This window comes from Halonotius pteroides (genome assembly GCF_003605635.1).
In the GTDB taxonomy this organism is placed as follows: Archaea; Halobacteriota; Halobacteria; order Halobacteriales; family Haloferacaceae; genus Halonotius; species Halonotius pteroides.
On sequence record NZ_QMDW01000007.1, the window covers coordinates 81,816 to 97,121 of the forward strand.

General features: G+C 62.0%; 22 protein-coding genes and 1 tRNA gene. 6 read left to right on the forward strand and 17 right to left on the reverse strand.

The features are described 5' to 3' along the window. Positions 1 to 29: 29 nt before the first annotated feature. The 8 genes from DP106_RS06550 to mvaD form a co-directional block, all read right to left on the reverse strand. Positions 30 to 1,148, reverse strand: a complete 1,119-nt coding sequence (locus tag DP106_RS06550) for an aminopeptidase (RefSeq protein WP_120084197.1) — start codon at positions 1,146 to 1,148, stop codon at positions 30 to 32. A gap of 90 nt (positions 1,149 to 1,238) precedes the next feature. Beyond that, positions 1,239 to 2,591 (reverse strand): DEAD/DEAH box helicase family protein, encoded by a 1,353-nt coding sequence (locus tag DP106_RS06555; protein WP_120084198.1) that lies wholly within the window; start codon positions 2,589 to 2,591, stop codon positions 1,239 to 1,241. Positions 2,592 to 2,642: 51 nt separating this feature from the next. Continuing rightward, on the reverse strand, positions 2,643 to 3,803 hold the full coding sequence (locus DP106_RS06560) for an NAD(P)/FAD-dependent oxidoreductase (protein WP_120084200.1): 1,161 nt from the start codon (positions 3,801 to 3,803) through the stop codon (positions 2,643 to 2,645). A gap of 36 nt (positions 3,804 to 3,839) precedes the next feature. Next, on the reverse strand, positions 3,840 to 3,992 hold the full coding sequence (locus DP106_RS15795; RefSeq protein ID WP_165857838.1) for a hypothetical protein: 153 nt from the start codon (positions 3,990 to 3,992) through the stop codon (positions 3,840 to 3,842). Positions 3,993 to 4,141: 149 nt separating this feature from the next. After that, entirely contained in the window at positions 4,142 to 4,489 is a 348-nt protein-coding gene (locus DP106_RS06565) for a (2Fe-2S) ferredoxin domain-containing protein (RefSeq protein WP_120084201.1), read from the reverse strand. Continuing rightward, entirely contained in the window at positions 4,486 to 5,208 is a 723-nt protein-coding gene (locus DP106_RS06570) for a CbtA family protein (RefSeq protein WP_120084202.1), read from the reverse strand. Before DP106_RS06570 ends, DP106_RS06565 begins: the two co-directional genes overlap by 4 nt. Before the next feature lie 2 nt (positions 5,209 to 5,210). Continuing rightward, positions 5,211 to 5,399: a CbtB domain-containing protein gene (locus DP106_RS06575; RefSeq protein ID WP_120084203.1), complete on the reverse strand. Its 189-nt coding sequence runs from the start codon at positions 5,397 to 5,399 to the stop codon at positions 5,211 to 5,213. A 77-nt stretch (positions 5,400 to 5,476) separates the two neighbouring features. After that, complete coding sequence (mvaD, locus tag DP106_RS06580) at positions 5,477 to 6,463, reverse strand: phosphomevalonate decarboxylase MvaD (RefSeq protein WP_120084204.1); 987 nt, start codon at positions 6,461 to 6,463, stop codon at positions 5,477 to 5,479. 131 nt (positions 6,464 to 6,594) lie between these two features. Here mvaD and DP106_RS06585 point away from each other — a divergent pair, with 131 nt between their 5' ends. Further along, a complete protein-coding gene (locus tag DP106_RS06585; RefSeq protein WP_120084206.1) occupies positions 6,595 to 6,930 on the forward strand; it encodes a 2Fe-2S iron-sulfur cluster-binding protein in 336 nt (111 codons plus the stop codon). Positions 6,931 to 6,948: 18 nt separating this feature from the next. On the opposite strand, the gene DP106_RS06590 is transcribed toward DP106_RS06585, so the two are convergent. Beyond that, positions 6,949 to 7,263: an ASCH domain-containing protein gene (locus DP106_RS06590; protein ID WP_120084207.1), complete on the reverse strand. Its 315-nt coding sequence runs from the start codon at positions 7,261 to 7,263 to the stop codon at positions 6,949 to 6,951. Between the two features lie 104 nt (positions 7,264 to 7,367). Here DP106_RS06590 and pyrB point away from each other — a divergent pair, with 104 nt between their 5' ends. The 3 genes from pyrB to DP106_RS06605 all read left to right on the forward strand — a co-directional run bounded on the left by pyrB (position 7,368) and on the right by DP106_RS06605 (position 9,846). Continuing rightward, entirely contained in the window at positions 7,368 to 8,285 is a 918-nt protein-coding gene (gene pyrB, locus DP106_RS06595) for an aspartate carbamoyltransferase (protein WP_120084208.1), read from the forward strand. Beyond that, positions 8,282 to 8,743 (forward strand): aspartate carbamoyltransferase regulatory subunit, encoded by a 462-nt coding sequence (gene pyrI / locus DP106_RS06600; protein WP_120084209.1) that lies wholly within the window; start codon positions 8,282 to 8,284, stop codon positions 8,741 to 8,743. Before pyrB ends, pyrI begins: the two co-directional genes overlap by 4 nt. 242 nt (positions 8,744 to 8,985) lie before the next feature. Continuing rightward, positions 8,986 to 9,846 (forward strand): hypothetical protein, encoded by an 861-nt coding sequence (locus tag DP106_RS06605; RefSeq protein WP_120084210.1) that lies wholly within the window; start codon positions 8,986 to 8,988, stop codon positions 9,844 to 9,846. 20 nt (positions 9,847 to 9,866) lie between these two features. Here DP106_RS06605 and DP106_RS06610 read toward each other — a convergent pair whose 3' ends face one another. The 7 genes from DP106_RS06610 to tatA all read right to left on the reverse strand — a co-directional run bounded on the left by DP106_RS06610 (position 9,867) and on the right by tatA (position 13,352). Next, positions 9,867 to 10,079: a hypothetical protein gene (locus DP106_RS06610; protein ID WP_120084212.1), complete on the reverse strand. Its 213-nt coding sequence runs from the start codon at positions 10,077 to 10,079 to the stop codon at positions 9,867 to 9,869. Positions 10,080 to 10,137: 58 nt separating this feature from the next. Next, the gene (locus tag DP106_RS16380; RefSeq protein ID WP_276310062.1) at positions 10,138 to 10,266 is read right to left on the reverse strand and encodes a hypothetical protein; all 129 of its coding nucleotides are present in this window, start codon (positions 10,264 to 10,266) and stop codon (positions 10,138 to 10,140) included. 48 nt (positions 10,267 to 10,314) lie between these two features. Continuing rightward, positions 10,315 to 11,055, reverse strand: coding sequence for a ThuA domain-containing protein (locus tag DP106_RS06615; protein WP_120084213.1), 741 nt, complete (start codon positions 11,053 to 11,055; stop codon positions 10,315 to 10,317). Positions 11,056 to 11,174: 119 nt separating this feature from the next. Continuing rightward, the gene (locus DP106_RS06620; RefSeq protein ID WP_120084214.1) at positions 11,175 to 11,417 is read right to left on the reverse strand and encodes a UPF0058 family protein; all 243 of its coding nucleotides are present in this window, start codon (positions 11,415 to 11,417) and stop codon (positions 11,175 to 11,177) included. Between the two features lie 161 nt (positions 11,418 to 11,578). Beyond that, positions 11,579 to 12,556, reverse strand: coding sequence for a transcription initiation factor IIB (locus tag DP106_RS06625; RefSeq protein ID WP_120084216.1), 978 nt, complete (start codon positions 12,554 to 12,556; stop codon positions 11,579 to 11,581). Between the two features lie 426 nt (positions 12,557 to 12,982). Then, positions 12,983 to 13,055 (reverse strand) — tRNA-Arg (locus DP106_RS06630). 36 nt (positions 13,056 to 13,091) lie between these two features. Next, positions 13,092 to 13,352 (reverse strand): twin-arginine translocase TatA/TatE family subunit, encoded by a 261-nt coding sequence (gene tatA / locus DP106_RS06635; RefSeq protein WP_120084217.1) that lies wholly within the window; start codon positions 13,350 to 13,352, stop codon positions 13,092 to 13,094. Positions 13,353 to 13,447: 95 nt separating this feature from the next. On the opposite strand from tatA, the gene DP106_RS06640 reads away from it, so the two are divergent. After that, positions 13,448 to 13,924: a redoxin domain-containing protein gene (locus DP106_RS06640; protein WP_120084219.1), complete on the forward strand. Its 477-nt coding sequence runs from the start codon at positions 13,448 to 13,450 to the stop codon at positions 13,922 to 13,924. Positions 13,925 to 13,952: 28 nt separating this feature from the next. Here the strand turns inward: DP106_RS06640 and DP106_RS06645 are convergent, their stop codons facing one another. Continuing rightward, positions 13,953 to 14,390 carry a dCTP deaminase/dUTPase family protein gene (locus DP106_RS06645; protein ID WP_120084220.1) on the reverse strand — a complete coding sequence of 146 codons (438 nt, stop codon included), beginning with the start codon at positions 14,388 to 14,390 and terminating at the stop codon, positions 13,953 to 13,955. Between the two features lie 72 nt (positions 14,391 to 14,462). On the opposite strand from DP106_RS06645, the gene DP106_RS06650 reads away from it, so the two are divergent. Then, the gene (locus tag DP106_RS06650) at positions 14,463 to 15,263 is read left to right on the forward strand and encodes an HD domain-containing protein (protein ID WP_120084222.1); all 801 of its coding nucleotides are present in this window, start codon (positions 14,463 to 14,465) and stop codon (positions 15,261 to 15,263) included. The last annotated feature ends 43 nt before the right edge of the window (positions 15,264 to 15,306 follow it).

Sequence of the window (15,306 nt, forward strand, 5' to 3'; positions counted from 1 at the left end):
GTAATGAATCCGGCGGCGGCTCGATCCGCTCAGTCAGCCGGCTCCTCGGTAAACTCATTCTCCCACCGAAAGATACCGTTTCGCTGGATGACCTCGCCGTCAACCGTGAGGCGGCTGTCAGCCCGCATGTCGGCCAGCAAGTCGACATGAATCGCCGACCCGTTGCCGGCCTCGCCGCCCGGTAGGCAGGCGTCGTACGCCCGGCCGATCGCAAGGTGAACCGTCTCGGCCATCTTCTCATCGAAGAGAATCCGATCGGTAATCCGGTCGATGCCATGGTTCATCCCGATCCCAAGCTCGCCAAGCCGGCTGGCCCCGTCGTCGGTTTCCAGTAGCTCCCCCAGCGTTGCCTCACCCTGATCGGCCGCGTAGTCAACAACCTCGTTGTTCTCAATGGTGAGCGTTACACCTTCCAGCCGCGTTCCGTCGACGGTTCTCGGCAGGTCGAAGCTGACTGTCCCGTTGGCGTCAGCCGGCGCGGTAAACACCTCGCCGGAGGGGAGGTTATGAGAGTCGTCGGCGACCGAGGCTGTGCTGTTGACGGCGGTTCGACCCGTGATCGACAGCCGGAGATCGGTTGTTGGGGTCTCGATGTGGACAGTCGATCCCGTATCAAGGATGCGTTTGAGTTGGGCCATCTCCTCGGCCAGCGATTCCCAGTCGCGGAGCACCGCATCGTAGACAAACTCCTGGTAGGCTTCAAACGACATCCCGGCCTGTTGGGCGAGCGACCGTGTTGGGTGAACGGTTGAGACCCAGTCGGTCGCCAGCCGGGCTTCTCGCACCTCCGCTTGCCCACGCCGGGCGGCCTGTCGGGTTTCGGGTGGTACATCCGCGGTGGCGGCAGTGTTTCGCCCGCCACCAAGTCCCAAATAAACATCGGCCGCCTCCAGCATCGCCAGCTCGTGGGCCGGTGGGTCGGCAAAGTCGGTGTCGCTGGCGGCCCGGCCCTGCAGATACGCCCGCGAGAGCTCCGCTGCGTTGTTGACTGCAAGGAGCTCCCCGCCGCGCTCGCCGACGGCTTCGGCGACGGCGACCCCAAGCTCGTGGGCTCCCTCTGCGACGCTGACGACGACGTTATCCCCGGGATCGATCCGGGCACTCCAGTCGACCAACACGGCGGCGTGTTCGTGGATTCGTTCGTCCATACGGATTCAGGGGTCGCCAGCGATAAAACACTCACCGCCGACGCAGCGACAGTCCTGTCACGCCGTCATCGGCGATGTTACCCGACGACGTTACCGCCGACGCTGGGCGACCCGTTCCTCGGCGGTTTCGCTGCTGACGACCTCATAGAGAATCGCTCTGCCCCCGTCGGCTTTGGGTCGGAGAATACGGCCGAGTCGCTGGGTGAACTCGCGTTCACTCCCGCTGCCCGAGAGGACGACGCCGACGTTGGCGTCGGGCACGTCGACGCCTTCGTCAAGCACGTTGGCGGTGATGATCCGGCTGTACTCGCCGTCGCGAAACCGCTGGAGAATCTCGCGTCGTTCGCCCGCGCCGGTTTCGTTTGTGATCGCCGGAATGAGAAATCGCTCAGAGAGGTCGTACACTAACTCGGTGTGGGCGGTGAAGACGATGAGTCGATCCTCGCGGTGACCGTCGAGAATCCGCCCCAGTTGGTGGCGTTTATTATCAGCGTTCATCATGATCTCGCGGGCGCGCTGTTTGGCGAGCAACGCTTCGCGGGCTTGGGGATCGTTGCCGGAGCGTTTGACCAACTGGCGGTAGTCGCTGCCGCTGGTGAAATCGATGTTTGAGCTCCGGACGTAGTCGACGAAGGTGCCCTGTGCGTCGTCGTACTCGGCGCGCTCCTCAGGCGTGAGTTCAACTTCGATCCGCCGGATCTCGTAGGGCGCGAGATGATCACCAGCCAGTTCGTCGGTGTCGATGGTGTAGACACGAGACCCGATGAGACCGGCCACCGTCTCGTGGGCTCCGTCCGGCCGCTCGAACGTCGCCGTCAGCCCGAGCCGATCCGGCGCGGCCAGCAGGCGGGCAATATCCTGATAGCCTTCCGCGCCGAGGTGGTGAACCTCATCGAAGACGACGAGCCCGAACCGGTCGCCGAGTTCGTCCGCCCGGAGGTACGCCGAATCGTAGGTCGCCACTGTCACCGCTTCGACGCGCTGTTCGCCGCCGCCGAGCCGGCCGATGGGGGCCTCAAACTCGGTTTCGAGTTCGCACTGCCACTGCTCTAAGAGATCGATAGTCGGCACGACGATTAGGGTCGGCTCGTCGCAGGCGGCCATCGCCGCAAGCGCGATGACCGTTTTCCCCGCGCCGGTCGGCAGTTCGAGTACGCCGCGGCGGTTGTTGTCGAGCCATGCGTTGAGGGCGTCCTGTTGGTACTCACGGAGTTCGTAACTCGTCGTCAGCGAGACGGGATCAGTACCGAGCACGGTGTCGACAACGTCGGCGTCAACGTGGTGGAGCACATCCCGAATCGCCGCATAGTGGTGGGCCGGCGCGCGCGCCGTTCCGCTCCGCGGGTCGCCCTTGACGCCCGGCAGGCTACCGAGGGCGGGATCGCTCTCGCGGTCGCTTTCAACCCGGAGCGTCCCATCCTCGAAGCCGAGGGTAATCGTCACGGTCAGGGGTGTGGCGGCAGAAAGTAAAATCGCTCCGGCTTCGTTACCCCGTTAGGCCTCAAGCTCCTCGCCGACCAACTCGGTTGCTTTCTGCACCTCTCGAATCGAACTGAGATAGCCTGCGCCGACGCTGGCTTTCAGTGCCTTGGCTGCACCCCCGCTAACAACTTCTGGGCCGACCTGTGCGACCGCGCCGTCACCCACAGAGACAATCCAGCCGGGGACGTTGAATCGGAACGGTGTGAGCTCTGGCTCGAAGCCCCCGCGGCCGGCCAACTCCCACTCCACCAACCTGGTGATGTTTTCGGCGGCCGGATCGGCGGCGCGGATCGCCGCGGACGCGCTGGCGGGAACGGCCTCGCCGTCGGCGTCGACGATGCGAGCGGTGTCGCCGACCGCAAACGTCGAGTTCGTCAGCCGCAGATCGCGGCGGACAACCGGCCGGTCGCCGGCCATCGACTCAGGGCCGGCGATGCCGCCCGTCCAGACGAACAGGTCAGCGTCGAGCGTATCTGTCTCACCGGTGGCTTGATGCTGCGTGGCGACCGCCGATTCCGTTGCTTCGGTGACGGCCGTTTCAACCTGGATTTCGATTCCGCGCTCGGTCAGCTCATCGGCGACGGCGTCTTGGAAGGCCTCGGGGAACACGGGCGCGACAGTATCGAGCTGTTCGAGCAGCGTAATGTCGATACGGTCGCTGGCTCCCTTCTCGTCAGCGAGCGCGGCGAGTTCCCCGGCGACCTGAACACCGGAGAGGCCCGCGCCGCCAACAACGATTGACGCCGGTGTGTCACCACCGAGTAAGTCGAGTGCCCGCCCACGGATTGCCTCGGCGTCGCCGACAGCTTTCAGCGTCTGGCCGTGCGCTTCGACGCCTGGCAGATCGTAGAAGGCGGTTTCCGCACCGAGACAGAGCGCGCCATAATCGTAGGAGAGGGTTTCTCCAGAGTCGAAAACGACCTCATTGGCGTCGGGATCGACGTTCTCGACGCGGGCAGTGACGACCGCCGCGCGGTCAAACAGCGACGCCAGCGGAACCTCGATAGCGTCGGTGATCGAGGGGCGTCTGATCACGCGGTGAACCTCGTGTTGGACGAGGTGGGTATCGGATTCGTCGACGATGGTGAGATCGGCTTCCGGTGGGAGGGTTTCTTCGAGTTTGCGGGTGAGGGTGACGCCTGCGTAGCCGGCACCGAGAACAACGACGTGCATACCTGTGGTTGGGGAGCCAGCCGAATGAACATAACGTTAGATGTGGCGGGACATGTAGTGGTTGACAACGGGAACCGATAGAAAGCCCTCGACGCGCTGGGCTCCCGGGACTCGCTGCGCGTGGTTCGATAGAGCAAGCTCTCTCGTCATCACGAAAATCTTCGATTTTCGAACGACTTCGTCGCTCATTGCGTTTGCTCCTGCAATGCTTACGTCGTCACCAGAAATCGGAGATTTCTGGTTGGCTCACGAGAGCTTGCTCTCGTGAACGTCCGGGTTCGCCCAGCGCGTCTCGCCTCTTGATTCCGTCAGGAATTCGGTTGGCAGGCAGGCTGTCGTCAGTCGTCGGCCGGCTGCTCTGGGGGGACACCGACTTGATCGGCCTCGGGGCCGAAGACGGATTCGAGCAACCCAGGCACGTCCTCTGGCTGCACGTCGGAGTACCACTCGTCGCGGGGCTGGATCGCAATCGCCGCCCCGCCCTCGCTACACAGCCCGAGACAGCCGGTTTCGGCGACCGACACCGACGACCAGAACGCGTCGCGCTCGCGGAGCCACTCTTTGACTGCGGTCAGCGTCTCGTCACCGTTGGCGTCGGCACAGCAGTCGTACTCCTCGCGGTTGTTCGTACAGACGAAAACATGCGAATCGAGTCGCTCGCGGTGTTCGGCGGTTCGATCTTTCATGTCGCTGGCTGTGGGTCAGTGGCCGTCGATTCATGTCGCGTGCGTCGCTGAAGCCAGCCGAATGTCGTGGCGATACACAGCCAGATCGAGCCCTGACTCAACACGACCATCGCTTGATAGGCGGTGAGAAGCTCTGTCGACAGCTCAGGATGACGAACAATCGTTGGTGTCACCGCCGGGAGAAGTACCGCTGCGGCCAGTATTGGCCCGATGCCACCGGCGACGGCCAGCCAGCGGTGTCGGCCAACAAGTCGGTTGTACGCAGCCACACCGCTTGCAGCGACTGCTGCGCCGAGAACTACAAGGCCACCGTACAGGAGGAATTGCGTGGTCACTGTCAGCAGTTGCTCGGCACCGGGTGCAGACGGCGGTAACACCAGCCATGGCACGGCCGAAACGGTCAGAAACCCGCTGCCGGCGAGGCTGAGCCGGCGTCCGGTTGAGCGGCCCGGCAGTGCCGGTTCAAACAGGTAGAGACCGATACCGAAACAGCCGCCGAGGAACACAGCCCACAACAGCCCACCCCCGATGCTGACAAGTGCGGTCGTCGATTCAGCCACGACCGATTCGGCCGCTGGGCCGTGGCTGTGGGCGTGCCCATGCTGTGCGTGTTCGAGATAGCCGACCAGTGGGTTGGCGACGGCTGCCATGAACAGTCCGTACGCGATGCCAGCGACGCCACCGGCCAGCAGCCCGCGCTTGAGATAGGCAAAGAGCATCGTTAGTGGCAGACGATCCCGGCGGCATGCCGGAAGTTGTGGAGCGACTCGTGGGCCAACGGCTCCTGTAACACCACCAGCGTGAACGTGATTGCCGCGCCGAAGCCGAAGATCGCAAGCGCTGTCGTCGGCGCGATCTCGGCGCGGGTCGTTTCGATCCGGTCGGCGACCGTGTCGGATTGCGAGGTCATGAAAGTCTACTTTGTCTTTTGAAAATCAGATTGTAAAAGTTGCGGTTCGACCGACAGCGAACGGATGACAGAACGACTCAGAACAGCGCGTCGCTCTCCGGCAGGACGTGAGCCGGCCCGCCGACCTCCCATACGTCGGTTTCGATGCCGATCTCGTCGATGCGGGATCGAACCGTATCGACGTGCTCCTCGGTCGTGTTGACGTAGACGCTTGCGCCTGTGTCAGTCGAGAAATACACCTCAACGCCCTCTTCGCGGAGTTCCCGCACCGCGTTGAAGACGGCAATCGTTTCGGGCTGCCAGTAGACCCACCCTGAGGGGCCGGTCATCGTCGCCGCCGTCAGCGACAGCGAGTCGTGTTCGGCGAGTTCGAACACGCGCTCGAAGGAGGCCTTTCGCAGCGCGTCCCGCATCTCGACGATCTGATCCGGGATGTGGGCGACCCGCGCTTGGAACATGTGACTCTCGGCGGCCTCCTTGTGGGCCTCTTCGGTCTCCTTGTACGAGGGTACGTGGGCGGCAACGATCTTGAGATCGTCTTCGAGATCGGAGTCGAGCCGGTAGGAGCGGCAGTCCTCGTCGTTGAGCCCGGCGTAGAGATGCGAGAACGCGCCCGTCACGGCGCGGGCGGCCGACGACGAGCCGCGACGCGCGACCGTCGATATCTCCGGCAACGACATGTCGAGGCCTGCGGCTTCAACGAGTGCCATCGCGGCCGCCGCGAAGCCCGACGACGACGAACCGAAACCGATGTTTGAGGGGAAGGAGTTCTCACTCTCAAAGCGGACAGCATGGTCGAAATCAGCCAGCTCGCGGACGTGCTCAACGACCATGTTGATCCGCTCGGCTGCCCGGCCCTCAACCGCCTCGCCGTCGATGCGGTAGGTGTCTTGTGCGCCGCCCTCCGCGTCAACGTCGGTGAGCCACCTGACGGTCGTCGTCGTGTTCGTTGGCGCGGTGCAGACGCTGATCGAATCGTGGTACGGCAGCCGAAGCTCCGGATCGCGCATCCCGTGATATTTGACGAGCCCTTGGATCGGGTGGGCTCGTGCGGTCGTCTTCATGCTCATAGATCGGTATGGCGGCCGGTTGCGGGTTAGGCGTTCCGGATCAGCGACCGCGGCCAAATCCGACCGGGAGCCAAGGACAAAACCGATAACAAGAGTTTTGGGCGGAGTCACCGAACTCTCGGTAAATGACTGAGTACACCGTCGAGTTCGTCGGAACCGACGAGACGATCACGGTCTCCGACAAGGAAACCATCCTCAGTGCCTGTCTGGATGAGGGTATCGCACAGGAGTACTCCTGTCGCGTCGGGATGTGTCTGGCCTGTTCAGCCGAGATCATCGAAGGCGATGTCGCCCAGCCCGCTGCCCGCGGCTTCACCGAAGACGAGAAACAAAACTACGCGCTCACCTGTATGGCGCGCCCGCAGTCGGATCTCAAAATTGAGCGCGGCGTTTATCCACCAAGCATCGAAACTGACGCCACAAGCGGAACCGCCGACGCCGCGCCCGCTGACGACGACTAACTGCCGCTGCCGACGCCGCTACTGCGCTTCGAATCGGTGCCGCACCACAGCCGCGTCGTCATCCCATTCAAAATCCCCACCGTGGGCTCTAACAAGCCGCTTTTTGTACGCGTCTAAATCTGCCGATCCCTCACGTTGGGCATCCTCGTCGGTCAACTCCCCCAGCGTGAGCTCCTCGACGGTCGTGACCGCGTAGGTATCACCATCGATCTCGAAGGTATCGCCCTCGTCGGCGTAGGTCTGCCCGCGGGTTAGCTGTGTCATCTCGCCGTCGGCAACCAGTTCCTTGACGTGTCCGTTCGGCAACAGCGTGTCCACATCGATGTGTGCCATGGGCGTATTTTAGCGTCGAACAGCAAAAACATCCGGCCGTGGTCGTTCGGCAGGTCGCCCCCAACCCGCGGGATTCAAGAGCGTCCGGCGACCCACCTGCAACAATGCGTCAGGACCACCTCATCACCGCGACCCAACTCTCGCGGGCCGACATCGAGGCGGTGCTCGACCGAGCGGCGGAGATCGACGCCGATCCCGGGGCGGTCGCCGACCGGTATCGGGAGGCCGTCCTCGCCCTCTGCTTTTTCGAGCCGAGCACGCGCACGAAGATGAGCTTCGAGACCGCGATCAAACGCCTCGGCGGGGCGACAACTGACATGGGCACGGTCGAATCCTCCTCGGTCAAGAAGGGCGAGAGTCTCGCCGACACCGTCCGCGTCGTCGAGGGCTACGCCGACGCGCTTGTGCTCCGCCATCCCAGCGAGGGCGCGGCGAAGATGGCCGCCGAGTTCGTCGATGTGCCCGTGATCAACGCCGGCGACGGCGCGGGCCAACACCCGAGTCAAACGCTGCTTGATCTCTACACCATCCGCGAAAACGTCGGACTTGATGATCTCTCGATCGGCATCATGGGCGACCTGAAATATGGCCGGACGGTACACTCTCTGGCTGAGGCGCTCACCAACTTTGACGTGCGCCAACACTTTATCAGCCCTGAAAGCCTCAAACTCCCGCGTGGCGTTCGATTCGATCTCCACAACTCCGGTGCGCAACTCCGGGAACACACCGACCTTGCGGAGGTGTTGCCTGAGCTTGATGTGCTCTACGTGACCCGCATCCAGCGCGAGCGATTCCCTGACGAAACCGAGTACGAACAGATCGCCGGCGAGTACCAGATTGACGACGACACCCTAGAGCTGGCCGACGATGATCTCGCGGTGATGCACCCATTGCCCCGCGTCGACGAGATCGATCCCGCCGTCGATGCGTTGTCACAGGCAACCTACTTCAAACAGGCCCACAACGGCGTCCCGGTCAGAATGGCACTGCTTGATTTCTTACTATCGGAGGGTGAGCTATGAGCGACCGTGAACTCCGCGTCTCAAAGATCCGCAACGGCACCGTCATCGACCACGTTTCCGGCGGCCAAGCCCTCAACGTCCTGTCGATTCTCGGCATCGATGGCTCGGCGGGGTTGGGCGTCTCTGTCGTGATGAACGTCCCCAGCGATCGGTTGGGGCTGAAAGATGTGGTCAAGGTCGAAGACCGCGAGCTCAGCCAATCCGAGGTTGATGTGATCTCGCTGATCGCCCCCGAGGCAACGATCAACATCATCCGCGAGTTCGATGTCGTCGAAAAGAACCGCGTCGACCGCCCGGAAACTGTCATCGGCCTCCTGTCGTGTCCGAACCGCAACTGTATCACCAACGCCAACGAGCCCGTCGAAACGAAGTTCGATGTCGTCGACGAAGGCGTTCGCTGCGCCTACTGTGGGACGATCATCCGCGAGGAGCTTGCCACACATATCGACCCCGAGTAGGTCGCTGTCGTCCGGCCACGCAAAGCCTATTACCCACCCGACACTGAGAGCAGATATGTCCAAGAAAGTAAAACTGCTCGGCGTTCTCGTGGTCATCGCACTGGCATACGTCCTTTTCTCGGGCGATACCGAACCCGTCGAAGTCAACGTCGACGAGTAACCCTCTCGTTCCGTCGGGCGTTTTTAGCCCTCACAGCACCGGAGAGCGAACCACTTACCCACGGCTGTGCCCAATCCGGCGTATGGATGGCATTGTCACGCGGAACGAACCGGAGACCGAGTGGAACGAGTTCGAGCAGGCGTTCTACGAGGTCAAAGACGTGACCGGCCGTCCCAACGAACCGATCGCGGGGGCGATCAACATGGTCTCGTGTTTTGGTGATAACGCTGCCGCAGCCGAGAACCCGGATCTCGTCGCTGTCGACAGCGAGGGCCGACCGGCGACCCGTGACCGCGAGTACTTTGATTGGGACTACATCTGTCCAACACACGACGCCTACCGCGAGGGACTGCTCGAGATGATCGCCGACTGTGGAGCCGAACACGACGATGTTCGACTCGACGATGTTGGCTTCCCACGCGATGACTACTGCCGTTGTGAGCGCTGTGAGCGGCGGTTTGCCGACAGTGAGTTCGACGACTGGCGCGCGTGGCGAGCGTCTGTGATCACCGAGTTCGTCGCCGCCGCACGTGAGCACGTCCCGGGCCGACTGTATCTCACACTGTATCCCGATCCCTATCCAGGCCACCTTTCTGCGCGGGCTGGGCTGGATCTCGATACCCTCGCCACATATGTCGACGAGTTTGTCGTCCCGCTGTATGATCTAGACTACGGCACCACCTACTGGCTGGAGTCGCTCGCCCGCGGGTTCCGAACCGCGTTGGGTGGTGACTACGACCCTGATGACGCCGATCCTGAGCCCCCGTTTTCGATTGAGCTCTACGCGGTCGATGTCGATGTCGACAACCTGATTCAGGCGGCCGAGGTAGCCGGCACCTACGCAACAAACGTGTTTTTCGGCTACGATGCCGCCCAAGCGTCGGCGGCGATTCGGCGACAGGGTGCCGACCAACAGGACGGCGAGACGTACATGCCTGAGTGAGCGGGCGTGGAGCCGGTGAGTCAGTTCGTGTAGTGGTCTGCCCACGCGATCCAGAGACACATCACAGCCGAGAAGCCGAGTATCGCCAGATACAGACCAGTGAGCCCGCCACTAACCCACAGATACACTCCCCCGAAGAGAACAAAGAAAAGCCCGAAGCCGCCGATCCGGGTGCTCTTGAGATTTGGATACGCCGCGAGCCGCGCTACAACCCCGTCCTGATCGCGTGTCATCGTGCTCACAGCAACCACCGCCGGTGGGTTAAACTACCCTCTCTGCCGTCGGGGCGGGCTACCGAAGATAGCTGAGATAGTAGATCACGCCGATCCCGAGGATGAACACGAGCAGTGCGAGTCCACCAAGCGCAACCATCAACCTCAGTCCATCGTCGGTCTCGACCGCAGCCTCGTCGGCACTCATTACCGGCTGTATGGCCGCCAGCCGTTTAGCTGATACGTTGGCCGCCGGTCAGTGGACGGTTCGGTCGTCGCTGCCGTCGATGGCCTCGATCGACTCGTTGTTCCCGAAGTTAGGGGTCGGCCCATCGCCGGGGGCTGCCCACGCGACCGCATTGGCGATCACCTGTTGGATCGACTCGTCGTGGTAGATCGGATACGTCTCATGACCCGGCCGAAAATAGAAGATCCGCCCGTTGCCGCGTCGGTAACAACAGCCCGACCGGAACACCTCGCCGCCCTCAAACCACGAGGTGAAGACAAGCGTGTCGGGGGCCGGAATATCGAACCGCTCGCCGTACATCTCTGCGTCGTCGAGTTCGATGTATTCGTCCACCCCGTCGGCGATCGGATGCCCGGGCTCGATAACCCAGAGCCGCTCGGTCTCGGCGGCCTCACGCCATTTCAGCGAACAGGAGCTACCCATCAGTCGGGTGAACGGCTTTGAATAGTGGCCTGAATGGAGGACGATGAGGCCCATCCCCTCGCGGACGCGCTCACAGACCCGGTCGACGATCTCCTCGCCCACCGCATCATGTGCGGCATGACCCCACCACGTGAGCACGTCGGTGTCGTCAAGAACCGCCTCGGTCAGGCCGTGGTCGGGCTCGTCAAGTGTGGCGGTTTGGGTCTCGAACCCGGCCTCGCTGAGGGCATCGGCGATGACGATGTGAATCCCCTCCGGGTAGACCTCGGCGACGGTGTTGTCGTGGCGTTCGTGCCGAAACTCGTTCCAGACGGTCACCTGTGTCATAGCTGCTCGGAGTCGACCATCAGTGATAGCGTTTGGGCTGTCCTGAAAGTCGTTGTACTGCGGTAGCTACCGTGTGCTGCGGCTCGGTGGTGTAGCACAACACACAGCGAGAAACTGTGTTAGTCCGCGTTCGGTGCCAGCGGCTCGGCGGTCTCGGCGTCGACATCCTCCATCGAGGAGGTGATTCCTTTCGCGAGTTCGAAAACAGCCGCTTTGTGGTCGGTCTTCGATTTGTGGATCGATGTCGGCTTGATGCCAAGCGATTCGTACTCAGTAAGATCAACGGTGTCTTCCCACGCTTCACACTGCGTACGTACCTCGGCAAGCAGGCCGTGTAGGTGGATGAGCTCCTGCTTTTTCATGAGCAACAAGTCGTAACGACTGGAGGGTTATAGTAGTATCCTGAGATAGGTTACCATAGGTCGCCCACAATATCTCTCGTCGATTTCGTTGTTACTACCGGATCAAACGGTCAAAAAACACCGATCAGCACCGAAGCTCACCGTCCGGCTTGTCGCTTCGACTACTGCACTAATTCGCCGTGATCGAGTTCGAGCAGCTCTTTGTAGCGGTTTCGGATCGTGACCTCGGAGATGTCGGCGACCTCGCCGACTTGGCTCTGTGTGACTTTCTGGTTTGTCAGCAGCGCGGCCGCATACACCGCGGCGGCAGCGAGGCCGACCGGCGATTTTCCGCTGGTGACGGCGGCGTCCTTGGCGGCCCGCAGCAACGCCCGGGCCTCACGTTCGACCTCCTCGTTGAGGTCGAGCCGGGAGACAAACCGCGGAACGTACTGTTCGGGATCGGCCGGCTTGACTTCGAGGCCGAGCTGTCGGACGATGTAGCGGTAGGTGCGGGTCATCTCCATTTTCTCGACTCGGGAGACCGCGGCAAACTCATCGAGGCTGCGGGGGTTGTTCAGCTGGCGCGCCGCGGCGTAAAGCGCGGCGGTCGCAACGCCTTCGATCGAGCGCCCCGGCAGGAGATCCTCATCGAGAGCGCGCCGGTAGATGACCGAGGCCGTCTCGCGGACGGCCTTCGGGAGACCCAGCGCCGAGGCCATCCGATCGATCTCGCCGAGGGCCTGTTTGAGGTTGCGCTCCTTGCTATCGCGGGTGCGGAACCGCTCGTTCCAGGTGCGAAGCCGCTGCATCTTCTGGCGTTGATTTGAGGACAACGACTTCCCGTAGGCGTCTTTGTCCTGCCAGCCGATGTTAGTCGACAGCCCCTTATCGTGCATCATATTCGTCGTTGGTGCACCAACACGGGACTTTGAGTCACGTTCCGCGCTGTCGAAGGCCCGCCACTCCGGGCCGCGGTCGATCTCGTCGCTTTCGACGACGAGACCACACTCGCGGCAAACGGTTTCGCCGTGTTCCTCGTCGGTGATGAGCTGGCCGCTGCACTCGGGGCAGCGGGTTGTTTCGTCGGTCGACTCGGTTTCGGATTCGGTCTCGTGTTGTCGGACGGTTGGTGTGGTTCGTGGTGTGCTGTTGCTCATTGATTGGGTGAGTAGGGATGACCGCTGCCCGGAGAAAGAACATGTAAAGGCAGGGTCAGATCCGTACAATATGTAGGAGATCGAAGGTTATAAATATATCGGTTAGATTCAGCAGTATGATAGCTCCTCACGTGCGATTTTCATAAGCAACGTTCGTTATATTTGTGATGACTCGCTACCGCGCTGTTGTGGTTCGTTTTGCTACGCTGCTAGTGCTCGCTTGCGCTCACACATGACGGGCATGATGGGACTCCCGCGAGCGAACGGAGTGAGCGAGTGGGGGGCAATCATGCGTGTGATCGACCGCAAGGAGAGAACGGGCATGATAGGATTCGAACCGCAGTCGAACATGCTCGCTGCCGCTGCGCGTGCCCTCCCTGCTTCGAATCCCTGCAGCCGCTGTTGCTCACTATCGTTCGCAGACAGCGGGCACGGTGGGATTCGAACCCACGATCGAGCGGTTAGGAACCACTCGCCTTGTCCACTAGGCCACATGCCCAAAAAATCAGGTTCGCGGTCGGCAACCCGAAGCGGCTCAGTTCGTTGGTTCGCGGTCGGTTTCAAGCTCCTCGTCGTCGAGCTCCGAGACATCCTCAACTGGCTCGGCTTTTGGATCGGCGGCCTCGTTCAGTTCCTCCTCGATCTCCTCACGACCCTTTTTGAACTCGCCCATCGCTTCACCCGTCGAGCGGGCAAGCTTTGGGATCTTGTTCGCGCCGAACAGCAACACGAGCACGAGCAGGATGATGAGCATCTCTGGGCCGACCGGACCAAACAGCGGAAGCAGACCACTCATGAGTCCGGCTACTCCGGTGGCGAATATAGGCCTTTTGCTCCGTCTACCGCGCCGCCAACCGTAATCTTCAACGCAAATCCCCGTGTTGGGACGGTATGCTTACCGTTGGCGACGATGCACCCGATTTTGCCGCCCCACTGGTCGGCGCGGAGACCGAACCGTTCCGGCTGTCGAACCGCCGCGACACCGGCCCGGTCGTCCTTGCCTTCTTCCCGGCGGCGTTTTCGACGACCTGCACCGAAGAGCTGTGTACGTTCCGCGACGAGTTGCACGCGCTTGACGACCTCAACGCCCGCGTCTTCGGTATCAGCACCGACCTGCCATATGCACTCAGCCGATTCCGGGCTGAACACGACCTTGGCTTTGATCTGGTCAGCGACAACGACGGCGCGATCATCGACGCCTACGATGTTGCCGACGAGTGGGAGCACATCAACCTCACTGAGGTCGCCCAACGAGCCGTTTTCCTCGTCGGTGCTGGTGGAACCGTCCGCTACGCCTGGCGCGCAGCCAATCCCGGCGAAGAACCCGACTATGCTGCAGTTATCGACGCGGTCGAATCGCTGGCCTGAGCCGGAGCCACCGCTGCGCGACGACCGCTCACGGCCGCTCGGCGCGGTAGATTGTTGACACGCGAGCGTTTTCCTTGAGTGTGAGCCCGGCACCGCCGACGCTGAGGGGAACACGCCCAAGTTTCTGTGTGTGACGCGTTGGGTGGAACGCCCCACGCGTCAGAAGCTCGTCGCGGGTCTGGACAACGAGGAACACATCTTCGGGCGGTGATAGCGTCTCGTTGTACTCGATGAGATACCGGCCAGCGTCGAGTGTCCACCACTCGTAGTCGTCACCGGGACTGCGTTTGGCCGAGGGGTGAGGCTCGCTATCGGCCGATTCTAACTCGCCGCCGCCGAAATCGACACGCCCGGGTGTCGTGATCTCGTAGATCTCGGTGACGGTGAGATCGACGCCTGGGCCCTCGGCCTGTGTCGGTTCGTGGACGATGCCGTCGACAAAGGCGGTGAGATCCGTAGTCTGCATATATCGCCATACAGCACCCGACAGTAAAGGGGTGGTGTGGGTTTTTGATCGCCGGGCGGCTACGCTCCCCGTATGCGATCATCCGATGGCGTCTCGGCGTACGCTCCCGACGCCGACCACCCGTTTCCTGACACAGCACTCAATGATATTCTCCCGGTGCTTAGGAGCGATCCCGAGATCACGGCCTACCTCGACGCTCAAAACGTCACCGCCGTCGATCGGATGGGGTACAGCGACCACGGCCCGAAACACATCGAGATCGTCCGCAACCGCGCCCTTGGGCTGTATGCGCTGCTGAAACAGGCCGGTGTGACGTTCAACGGTGCGAGCCAGCAAGGCCTCGATGAGCGATTCGAGCCAGTGATCCTCGTCTTGGCCGCCACGCTTCACGACATCGGCCACGTTGTCCACCGCGAGGAGCACTCCTACTACTCGATTCCGCTCGCGGCCGACTTCCTTGATCGACTGCTCGGTGACCGCTACGACACCGACACCGCGGTTCGGCTCAAAAGCGAGGTGCTGCATGCAATTCTCTGTCATCACACCGAGGAGACGCCGCTGACAACCGAGGCGGGGATCATCCGGATCGCTGACGGCCTCGACATGGAGCGCGGTCGCTCACGGATCCCCTACGAACACGGTGGTCGCGGGATCAACACCCTCTCCAGTCAGGCTATCGAGGACGTGCGACTCAAAGCTGGCGACGACACCCCTGTCTTAGTCGAAATCGAGATGAACAACGCTGCTGGCGTTTATCAGGTCGATACCCTCCTGAAAGCAAAGCTCGTAGACTCCCGACTTGAAGACCAGGTTCGCATCATCGCGGTCAACACGAAAGGCGACGACGGGTTGGTCGAGCGGATCGAACTGTAGCCGCCGAGAGTTTAAATCGGAAGCGGCGGCCACAACGCGTAGC